The sequence below is a fragment of the uncultured Thiodictyon sp. genome (genome assembly GCA_903837595.1).
Lineage (GTDB): Bacteria > Pseudomonadota > Gammaproteobacteria > Chromatiales > Chromatiaceae > Thiodictyon.
Genome location: CAILVI010000373.1, coordinates 1 through 10,038, shown reverse-complemented (window position 1 = coordinate 10,038; position 10,038 = coordinate 1). Strand labels below are relative to the sequence as shown.

Annotated in this window: 12 protein-coding genes; 10 read left to right on the top strand and 2 right to left on the bottom strand. The window is 62.5% G+C overall.

Translation table 11 applies throughout. The features are described from left to right. The 6 genes from QZY44_RS21745 to QZY44_RS21720 all read left to right on the top strand — a co-directional run. A partial coding sequence (locus QZY44_RS21745) for a VWA domain-containing protein (RefSeq protein ID WP_295452137.1) occupies positions 1-1,520 on the top strand: 1,520 nt, incomplete at its 5' end. A 251-nt stretch (positions 1,521-1,771) separates the two neighbouring features. Next, on the top strand, positions 1,772-2,386 hold the full coding sequence (locus tag QZY44_RS21740; protein WP_295452133.1) for a hypothetical protein: 615 nt from the start codon (positions 1,772-1,774) through the stop codon (positions 2,384-2,386). An 83-nt stretch (positions 2,387-2,469) separates the two neighbouring features. Continuing rightward, positions 2,470-2,718 (top strand): hypothetical protein, encoded by a 249-nt coding sequence (locus QZY44_RS21735; protein WP_295452126.1) that lies wholly within the window; start codon positions 2,470-2,472, stop codon positions 2,716-2,718. 134 nt (positions 2,719-2,852) lie between these two features. Next, on the top strand, positions 2,853-3,359 hold the full coding sequence (radC, locus tag QZY44_RS21730; protein ID WP_295452121.1) for a DNA repair protein RadC: 507 nt from the start codon (positions 2,853-2,855) through the stop codon (positions 3,357-3,359). A gap of 148 nt (positions 3,360-3,507) precedes the next feature. Then, positions 3,508-3,900 (top strand): hypothetical protein, encoded by a 393-nt coding sequence (locus tag QZY44_RS21725; protein ID WP_295452114.1) that lies wholly within the window; start codon positions 3,508-3,510, stop codon positions 3,898-3,900. Then, complete coding sequence (locus tag QZY44_RS21720; RefSeq protein WP_295452112.1) at positions 3,897-4,925, top strand: primase-helicase zinc-binding domain-containing protein; 1,029 nt, start codon at positions 3,897-3,899, stop codon at positions 4,923-4,925. Before QZY44_RS21725 ends, QZY44_RS21720 begins: the two co-directional genes overlap by 4 nt. 374 nt (positions 4,926-5,299) lie before the next feature. On the opposite strand, the gene QZY44_RS21715 is transcribed toward QZY44_RS21720, so the two are convergent. Next, entirely contained in the window at positions 5,300-5,743 is a 444-nt protein-coding gene (locus QZY44_RS21715; protein WP_295452108.1) for a helix-turn-helix transcriptional regulator, read from the bottom strand. A gap of 98 nt (positions 5,744-5,841) precedes the next feature. On the opposite strand from QZY44_RS21715, the gene QZY44_RS21710 reads away from it, so the two are divergent. The 3 genes from QZY44_RS21710 to QZY44_RS21700 all read left to right on the top strand — a co-directional run bounded on the left by QZY44_RS21710 (position 5,842) and on the right by QZY44_RS21700 (position 8,134). Beyond that, entirely contained in the window at positions 5,842-6,147 is a 306-nt protein-coding gene (locus QZY44_RS21710) for a helix-turn-helix transcriptional regulator (protein WP_295452103.1), read from the top strand. A gap of 3 nt (positions 6,148-6,150) precedes the next feature. Further along, positions 6,151-7,266 (top strand): replication initiation protein, encoded by a 1,116-nt coding sequence (locus QZY44_RS21705; protein ID WP_295452099.1) that lies wholly within the window; start codon positions 6,151-6,153, stop codon positions 7,264-7,266. Positions 7,267-7,762: 496 nt separating this feature from the next. Further along, the gene (locus tag QZY44_RS21700) at positions 7,763-8,134 is read left to right on the top strand and encodes a hypothetical protein (protein WP_295452094.1); all 372 of its coding nucleotides are present in this window, start codon (positions 7,763-7,765) and stop codon (positions 8,132-8,134) included. Between the two features lie 565 nt (positions 8,135-8,699). On the opposite strand, the gene QZY44_RS21695 is transcribed toward QZY44_RS21700, so the two are convergent. Further along, positions 8,700-9,143, bottom strand: coding sequence for a helix-turn-helix transcriptional regulator (locus QZY44_RS21695; RefSeq protein WP_295452091.1), 444 nt, complete (start codon positions 9,141-9,143; stop codon positions 8,700-8,702). Positions 9,144-9,304: 161 nt separating this feature from the next. Between QZY44_RS21695 and QZY44_RS21690 the strand changes: the two genes are divergently transcribed. After that, positions 9,305-9,562 carry a helix-turn-helix transcriptional regulator gene (locus QZY44_RS21690; protein WP_295452087.1) on the top strand — a complete coding sequence of 86 codons (258 nt, stop codon included), beginning with the start codon at positions 9,305-9,307 and terminating at the stop codon, positions 9,560-9,562. Positions 9,563-10,038: the final 476 nt, after the last annotated feature.

The following is a 10,038-nucleotide window of genomic DNA, read 5'->3' as shown; positions in this document are numbered from 1 at the left end:
TCGAGAACGCGATCCTGGGGCCCTACCCAGGTTCCGTGAAGACCCTGGACGAGACGTTGGGATGGCTGGTCCGTGAGGGTGCAACCAGGGCGGCCAAGGAGGCTGACAGCCCGCCGATGGTCTTGACCTGCTTTCTCCTGACCATGCTGCGGTATCGCGTGCGACGGCAAGCTGTCTTAAAGGACCTGGCCGGGGAGTCGGAGCGGGTGCTGCGGATGACCTTCCCGGCCAGCTTCGTCCATCGCCTCCTGGGGCTTCTCGCTGAAGTCCCGGGGCTGGACAGCACTGCGTCCACCGCCAACTTGGCGGAACGTATCGTGGCGCTGGTCCAGAAAGAGGCACAGGAGCCGCCGCCGGCTCCGCCGAAGGCCGACGATGAAAATGCCGGCGAGCAAGAGCCTGACGACGAGGACGCCGACGGGGACCAAGAGTCCGCCGATGACGATGCGACCGAGGACGAAGCGCCCGCCGCCGGCGACGATGCGGCTGGGGATCAGGAATCCGGCGACGATGAAGCGGCCGGGGACCAGGAGCCCGGTGAGGACGATGCGGCCGGGGACCAGGAGCCTGACGATGACGATGCGGATGGGGATCAGGAGTCCGACCAAGATGAAGCGGCTGGGGACCAAGAGCCCGGTGACGACGATCCGGTCGGGCGCGACGCCCTCCGGGCGATCCTCTCTGCCGGCGATGACGACCTGCCCGAGGACCTCTTCGAGGCCGTCGCTGAGGCCCTGAACGCGCAGACGGCGGGCACCAACACGCCGCTCCTGCCGTCCTTGGAGGACTACCAGGGCGACGCGGCACTCGGCAATGCGCGTCTCGGTGGGGTGAAAGGGGAGTCCGCGAAGCTCGCGGCACGGCTTCAGGGTCTCGTCCAGGCCCACGACATGGCCAAGACCAGGACGGCGAGAAGGGGGCGCGCATTGAGCACCCGGCATCTGCACCGCGCCGCGGTCGGGGACGACCGGATCTTTCAGCGCACTGACCAGCGGACGACCCCCAACACGGCGGTCCATGTGTTGATCGACCTCTCGGGGTCGATGGAACATGGCAAGGATCGAATTGCTCTGGAAGCAGCTATGGCCCTGGCCCTCGCGCTTGAGCCCATCCGGGGGGTGTCCTGTGCCGTCACCGCCTTTCCGAGTCTCGATGGGGAGGCCGAAATGGTCACCCGCATCACGAGCCACGGCGATCGTGTGGCGGCTCGGGCCGGCGCCTTCGTGCAGCTCGCACGCGGCGGTACCCCGATGACGGGGGCGCTGTGGTATGCCGCGGCGGACCTGCTGGCGCGACAAGAGGAGCGCAAGGTGATCTTGACCCTCACCGATGGTGACCCGAATGACTGGGACAGCGCCTACGCGATGGTGATGCGTGCCGGTATCGCCGGGATCGAGATGATCGGCGTCGGGATTGCCACCAGCGTCGACCGGCTGTTTCCGGTCGCCGTGCAGATCGCCAGCGTCGCCGACCTTAAGGGCGAGCTGTTCCGTATTGCGGAACGGCTGCTGCTGAAGTAACCAACCCACGCCAGGTCCAGGCCGGCAGTCCACCACGGACTGCCCGGCCTGGTCCGGGAGGCGTGCCTGCCCTGCGCTCTTGACCACTGAGAGCACAGCGCACGCAGGTCTTCTTCGGTTCTCCATGGTGAGACCGAGATCACCGCCAGCTGGGCGGCATAGAAGAACAGCCCAAACGATGACCACTTGAAACCCCAACCGGGAGCATGACGCCCCGCGGGGTGGCGTGTCCCCCTCACGAAGAGAACACCATGAAAATACCCGAAGAGATCGCCGCCCAGGTCGCCACGGCCGTGCGGACCCTCGCCACGACGGCGAGCAGTCACCTCGGCACGGACTGCATCTGGCACGCCTTGGCCTGTCAGCACCTCCTGGCCCGCGAGGGCATCAACGACGTGCGCCTGGTGGCCGGCTATGCCGCCTGGCGTGTCGACGGCCAGGACCCCGGTGCCGTGGTGTGTCACCACCGCGAAGGGTCCGTATTGGCCTCCGGCACCGGCGGCTTCCTGTTCCACGCCTGGGTCTCCTGTGGTGGCCAGGTGTTCGATGCGACGACCTATCAGTTCCGCCAGAAGTTGGCCGCACTCGACGCGGCGGACGGCGGCCGGACCAGGGTGACCTGGTGTCCGGAGTACCTCCTCGTGGACAGCAAGGACTGCAAACCCTGGCGGTCGGTGCGTGACGGCTTACGGGCCGGACTGTTCTGCTACGACGCCGTTCCGGCGATTGTCGCGCAGGTCACCAATCATCCCGATACCCAGTTGGATGCTGAAGCGATCACCCTGCTGGAGCAGGTCCATGCGCACGTGAAGGACGGGAATACGCTCGTCGTGTTCGGCCCGAACGGCGTCGCCGCGACCGAGTAATCAAACCAGTTCGATCAACCCCCAAGGGGAGGCCGCCTCCCCCGACCGGGAAGGTGCGTCTCCCCACATCACTGGAGAGACACATGACACCAAGCAACGGGATCGAAACCGCGACGTGCCCCCCGGCACGCCACTGGCTGCTGATCATTGAGGGCGATTGCGAGCCCTTCCTGGTCGGCCCCCTGGATGAGTCCGAGGTGCTCGCTAGGGCGAGGGAACACCGCGCCAACGACCCTTCCATGGACGATGGCCTCTATGCATTGTCCCTGGATGTTGAGGGCAACCTCAGCGTCGGGGCCTTTGCGCATGAAGAACTTGAGCCGCAGGGATAACCCCGTCCACCACCGTTAAGCCCATGGCTTGCCCGCCCTAACGCGGGTACGCAGCCCGCTCGATCCCCACCGGGAGACTCGCTCTCCCGATGGGGACGGTGTGTCTGCCGGTCTCACCAACCCAGGAGACCACCATGGCCACACAACTATCCCTGTTCGCCGACGATATCAATGACGACGAGCGCCGCCCGGCCCTGTCGCGCACCGACAGCATACTGGTGGCGAAAGCCATCCGCTGTCTGGAGGCAGTTTACCTGACCAAGGGGGACTGCCTCACCAGTCCGCAAGCAACCCGCGACTACTTGAAGCTGAGGCTCTATGGCCTGCCAAGCGAGGTCTTCGTTTGCCTCTTCCTTGACAATCGGCACCGGGTCATCCGCTACGAGGAATTGTTCAAAGGCACCATTGATGGGGCGAGTGTGCATCCCCGTGAGGTAGTACGGCGTGTCATTGAGACCAATGCCGCCGCGGTGATCTTCGCCCACAACCATCCCAGTGGTGTTGCCGAGCCCAGTCAGGCGGATTTACGCATTACGCAACGGCTGAAGGAAGCATTGGCATTGATTGAGGTACGGGTCCTCGATCATCTGATCGTCGGCGAGGGGGAGACCACCTCGATGGCCGAGAGGGGGCTGCTGTGAGTGGCAGTGACACCGTCTACGGAGACTTGGTTAAAGGCTATACGGCAATAAGCGCCTAGTCGCTCACTGTCGATCCGTTCCACCTTGCGGGGCAGGCTTCCCCGTGGGGGGACGCGTATGCCCTTTACCACGATAATAGAGGCAAGTGATGTACGACTTCAAGACGCTCCCTGTGCAGAAAATGACCAAGACCCCCTGGGGCGATGGCAGCGGCTATGTAATTGCACCTGGCATTACCTTACTCAGTACCGAAAGCCATGGAGGAATCCACGTGAGCGTGGAGCGTTTGGCCGAAATGCCGGACGTGATCAGGAATCTCGACCCCTTCGCCGGCAGCGGCTGGTATGAAGAGGACTGCGATTGGGCGCTGGTTGCCATGGCGTTCCCTGAACATTTCAGTGGCGAGCACTGCCAGGCGGCGATCACGACGGTTCAACGGTGGAACAACGAGGTTAATTGGGACGCCTACCTCACCGACACCGCACAAGGACGGTTGTGCGCGAAGAAAGCAAGCCAGACAGCGGCGAGCATGCAACCATGAAGCTTGACGCGGCACTGGTCCGCCAGCACGCCCGAGGCCAGTGGCATGGCATCCTCGGCCGTCTGGCCCCGACCCTGGAGCAGGCCCTGGCCCGTCCGGGTCGGCACGTTCCCTGTCCCGTCCATGGCGGACGGGACGGCTTCCGGGTATTCAAAGATGCGAACGAGCGCGGGGGAGGGATCTGCAATACCTGCGGGGCCTTCAGCGACGGCTTCGCCCTGCTGATGTGGGCGAACAACTGGGGCTTCCGTGAGGCCCTGGAGGCGGTCGCCCAGGACCTCCGGTTGGACGCCGGGGGCACTTGGACAGCGCCACAACCGAAACCCAGACCGAGCACCGCCCCGGTGCAGCGTCAGGACGATGCAGGCGCTGAGGCCGCGCTGCGGCGCGTCTGGTCCGAGACCCTGGACCCGCAGGACCCCAAGGCCCGACCGCTCCAGCGCTACCTCCTGCGCCGCGGCATCGATGCGGAACTGGACCCCAGTGTCGTCCGGTTCCACCCCGCACTGGGGTACTACCAGGACCGAAGCAGAATCGGCACCTATCCGGCGCTCATCGCCCGGGTGTCGGACGCGCAAGGGCAGCCGGTGAGCCTTCACCGGATTTACCTGACCCCCGACGGGCGCAAGGCCCCGGTGGAGAGTCCTAAGAAGATGATGATCCCAATGGGGCCAGTCGTCGGTGGCGCCATCCGGCTCTATCCGGCCGGACCCACCCTGGGGATTACCGAGGGTATCGAGACCGCCCTGGTGATCCGGCAGCGGCTCAAGATGCCGGTCTGGGCCGGTGTTTCGACGACGCTGATGGAGCGGTTCGAGCCACCGAAAGGGGTTACGTTGGTCGTGGTGTGGGCGGACTTGGATATTTCTGGTGCCGGCGAACTGGCGGCTGAGAAGCTGCTGGACCGACTCGTTGTCCGTGGCGTGCGGGTCGCCATGCATGTTCCGAAGGGGCCGATCCCCCGGGGTATGAAAGGCTTGGATTGGGCCGATCTCTGGTGCCTCAAGGAGTTGGAGGCCGCCTAGACAGCCACTAGGGCATCGCTCCTGTTCCGTTTCCCGATCGGCCATTGGCCGATCGGGGATCTTTTGACCGCAGGGAGCCGCCGTCGACGAACCCGCTAGCTCTAATATAGTTTTCTTTAATGACTAACAGTGCTAGTCTCTGTTCGGCCACTGGCTGCTGACGCAAGCAATCTTGGCGTTGGCGGGCGCAGAACCACCGGTCGTACTGACACCCGCGGGCGACGTGATCGCGGCCCCGTCGTGATTCACGCCAGGATTGACCTGCGCGGGCGCCGTTCATAAGCAAATAGATTAGAGATCAGAGCGATAGCACACTCAGCGCCACCCGGACCTAGCCCGCAGGGACGCCAAGAACCAGCGGGTAAGCGCGGGCGTCACGTACTGGGGTGTCCGCGTAACGCGAGCAGTACCATCAAGTATCCCTCTCTGGTCAGCCCGTTCGGCGGCTGCAACGAGCGCAACGCCCGCCACTCAATGGAACGGATGTGCAAGCGTTCGCAGAGAAATGCGTCCCCGGCCAGGCTCGCGAGACCGACCGACGTCTTGCGATCGGCCAGGATGTGCTCGCGGCTGATCTCTGTGTTCGCCAGCGTCTCCTCGCTATCCCCTCCCATCAGCCAATGGGCACTGACGCCCAGGGCTTGCGCCAAGCCATCAAGCATCTCGATCGACGGCGCGCGCACGCCTCGTTCCATTCCGCTGATATGGGATTGGACCACCCCGCAACGGTGAGCGAGTGCCGTCTGGTTCAAGCCAGCGGCCAGGCGCGCCTGCTTCAACCGGGCGCCGCTTAATACGACGACGTTGTGATCGTTCATCTGAATCGCATGAATGTGAACCGTCCGCAAGGAGACGCATCGGGTATGAAACGCAACGTCGACCCTTAAGAAATCGCTAAAAGTCGTTGAGAGTATCCATGTTATCGAGGTATCTGGCAACCACTTCCGACCCCGGCGGGCGCCTTGCGACACATGCCGGGGTGCTGACCGCTGAACTGCCCAGCGACCAAGGCGCGTGGGTTAAGGTCCGTAACATCCGCCAAGCCTTGGGGTGGATTCAGGAAACGCTTGAGCGAAGTGCCGGTATCCGCCAGGCGCCGATCGGCATGATCGCGCGGGGGAAGCGGTACCCGTCGCTGGCGCGGCTGTGCGAGGTGGCTCAGGCCGTTGACGTGGCGCGCTTGGTGGCCGCGCGCGCGGACGTGCTCGGCGCGGCGGGGTAGGGGGTGGACGCATACCCAGTCAAGCATACCCCGGAGGTCTCGGGCGAGCACCCAACCGGGCTGAGCGATCGTTTAGCCCGGTTGGAGCAACGCGCCCTGGCCCGCGGACAGCGGGGCGCTGCGACGCCGGCAGCCGGTGCCCTCCCCATCGAGGTCACTGCGCGTAAGCGTTGCGTTGTCACGGAGCCCGCACCGGCGCAATCAGCGGCGAGCGATGACACTGTCGGCCACTCGCTCGTGATTCAGGGGGCGGGCCGGCCGGCGGACGCGGCGGCGCCACCAAGCCCGCTGATCGTCAAGTCGAACCGGTTGATCGAGGCCAGCTACCAATTGACACTCGCTGAGCAGCGCGTCCTGCTGTGCGTCGTCGCACAGATTGACCGCCATCCTGATGCGGTACCAGTGACGGCGCAAACCCCGTTTGCTGTCACCGCGCGAGGACTCGCGGAACTCTTTGGTATACCGAACAAGCAAGCCTACGAACTCATGATGCACGGCTGCGAGCGACTTGCGGAACGGTGGATCGTTATTGATGCACCAGACGCAGAGAACCCACGGCTCACGAAGACCAAAACGCGATGGGTGCATAAGCTTGACTACCTGCCGGCCGAAGGAACGCTCCGCTTGTATCTGGCGCCCGAGGTGATTCCCTACCTGACACACATCGCCAGTGAGTTTACGCGCTATAAAGTGACCAGTGTTGCCCGAATCACGACGCCGTACGCGTTCCGTTTGTACGAGCTGTTATTGCAATGGCTACCGCGGGGTGAGCGGGACATCACGTTAGCATGGCTAAAGCACGCTTTCGATTTGAGCGGGGAGTACTCCCGGCTTGGCAATCTCAAGGCGCGGATTATTATGCCGGCGGTGTCACAAATCAATGCCTATTCAAATCTCAACGTCTCCTGGACACAAAACAAGAAAGGTCGTGCGGTGGTCGGCTTTACGTTCTATTTTGAACTGAAGAATGAGGGAGCGCCCCACCCCGTCGTCTCGTTGTCGCGTGAGGACATCGTCGCTAAGGCACAACCCGGTGAGACCTGGGAGCAGGCACGCACCCGCTTGTCAAGAGAGAGGCGCAGTGAACGCCCGGTTTCTGTCGATACCCGGAATCTGTAGTCACATCAACAAAAGAACAAGCAAAAACAATATGATAAGGAGAGTCGCTCAACCACTGTGTTGGTCACAAAATTCACCACCCGGAATTTGTAGCTGTATCAAAAATCACGAATAAAATCAGTAGTTCTCGTTAGCGCCGTGGTGACCCGGAAAATGTAGTCGAGTACCCGGAATCTGTAGTTATTGAGCCCGGAATCTGTAGTCGCTAAGCCCGGAATCTGTAGCTGAATGACGAAAAAAGCCCTTTTAAATCATGAGCCTGCAAGCGCCTAAAAGATGAAAAGTAGAAAAGATAAAGACACGCGTGCGCGCGAGCTGTTTTTTTGAAGAGGGGGGGAGAACACATGCAGACCCACGCGTATCCGTCGTCGTCGAGGTGAAGCCATGGGTTATTGGCAACAGGTAAGCATAAGCAATCCATCGTACCAGCGGCACATTAATGGCGGCCGGCGCCACTGGCCTGACTCCAGAACAACCAATGGAGAGAAGACAACACATGTCCAGTAAACGATTACGCGCTCAAGCGGATGACTGCTTCACAGACATCGAACAGCGCGTGGTCAAGATGCGTCATTTGGAGCGACTCATCCTGCATCTGGGAAGACATCAAACAAGCACGGCGTTCCAGTACGCTGTGACCGAGAGCCATATCGATCTTCGCATCAGACCGAAACGTGCGTGGAACAAGGCAACGATGAAACGGCTGTTGCGCTTGATGCAAATAGTGATCGATGACGGCATTGAGGTATCGGGATTAGCGTTTGGTGAACTCGCCACCTGCTCGCACGGCATCATGCACATTCGCATCGGCCGTTATCCAGGAGTCTTATTGAGCCAAACGGACGTGCACCCGTTCCTCGGACTGTAGTACACTCACGTTGAGCGCTTGTTCATGCAGCTGCCGCGAAGGTCCGCCGCGGCGATTGAGGAAATACCGATGCTCGGAAACGGGTAAGTGGCGTGCCTCGTCAGTCCGTTTCGGTACGCGTGCGGCGGGCCGGTCAGCCAACGCGACATCGCCAGCCTTGCGGACCAGGCTGGCCGGCACAGCCGCTGGGATCGCGGGTTCGATCTCGCTCGGGAGGCGGTGCTTGCCGGCTCAGAAGGCCTGATCGTCCGGCGGGGCGGCGACGGTCCGGGGACGGGCGAAGTAGGACGCAGCGTGGTCGATCGGCGGCGCCTGGCTACCCGACCCACTGCGCATCGAATCCCTACGCCAAGCGAATAGGGCTGAAAAATGTTTTTTTGAAAACCAACAGTGCTATACTTTGGCTAACCACGACGGCGAGGAACGGCTTATCGCCGCCCCGTGGCACCTGAGCGGCGACCTCACGCCGGTGGCGTTTGCAATTTGATACATTGATAGATCAACGAGATAACATAGTGAGCCCGACCGGTGCGAGACCACGAGGAGCAGCCAACAACCCCCTGGGTTACGTGGCCTGGTGGCCACGTAACGCGAGCAGTACCAACAAATACCCCTCTTTGTTCAGCCCGTTCGGCGGCTGCAACGAGCGCAACGCCCGCCACTCAATCGAGCGGATGTGCAACTGCTCGCACAGACCGGCGTCCCCGGCCAAGCTCGCGAGGCCGACCGGCGTCTTGCGCTCCGCCAGGATGTGCTCGCGACCGATCTCTGTGTTCGCCAGCGTCTCGTCGCTATCGCCACCCATCAGCCAATGGGCGCTGACACCCAAGGCCTGTGACAACGTGTCGAGCATCTCGATCGACGGCGCGCGCACGCTGCGTTCCATGCCGCTGATATGGGACTGGCTGACCCCGCAACGCTGACCCAGCTCGGCTTGGTTCAAACCAGCGGCGATGCGCGCCCGTTTCAATCGGTCACCATTTAACACCACGACATTGTCTTCGTTCATCGGCTCAGCCTGAACGCGAACGACCAGCAAGGATACGCACGGGGCATTGAGCGCAACGTCTGACCTCACAAAATGACTGAAAGTCGTTGAGAGTATGCATGATATCAAGATGTCCGGCAACCACGACCAAGCCCCGCCGGGGGCTTGCGGCAAGCGAGGTGATGATGACCAACGCGCGTTTGAGTAACCATGACGTGGCCATTGCTGTAGGCACCAATCTGCGCGAAATCCGCCACGCCCTTGGCTGGCGGCAGGGCCAGCTCGCCGCCAAGATCGACTGCGTCCAAGGGCATGTCTCCGCGATCGAGCGGGGGAAGCGGAGTCCCTCCCTGGAATGTTTATTCGAGCTAGCCCGGGCTTTTAGCGTCGCGCCGGCACGGCTGCTGAGGATGCCGCTCACCGCTGCCGAGGCGGGGTAGGGTATGGACACGCAACGGCCAACCGATGCCGCAATGGCGTCAGGAAAAGTCCTCACCACGCTGACGCAGCGGTGGGCACAACTGGAGCAGCGAGCACGCGAGCGGGCCAGGCGGAACGGTGCGCCCGCCACCGCGGCGCGCGCACAGCCACCCCAGGAAGGGCTCCAAGGTACCCTGGAACGGTTAGCGCGCGCCGAAAAACCGCGTGCTGATCGAACACGCAATGACGGAGATACCAGCAAGAAAACCGCTTCCGCACCTGCGCAGTCAGATGCTCCTGCCAAGCGACATCGCAATGATCATTCAAACCAAGCACACGTAGAGGTCGCGGCTGAGGCGCTGGATAGCGTCGCACGCCAGCGGGGGCTGGAACCGACTGCAATGTGCGCACCCCCAAATATCCCACCATGCTCATGAGGCTCCCGCTGTTTCCGCCAGTGACGCGCGAGACGGCGATCGAGATGTTCAAACGCGGA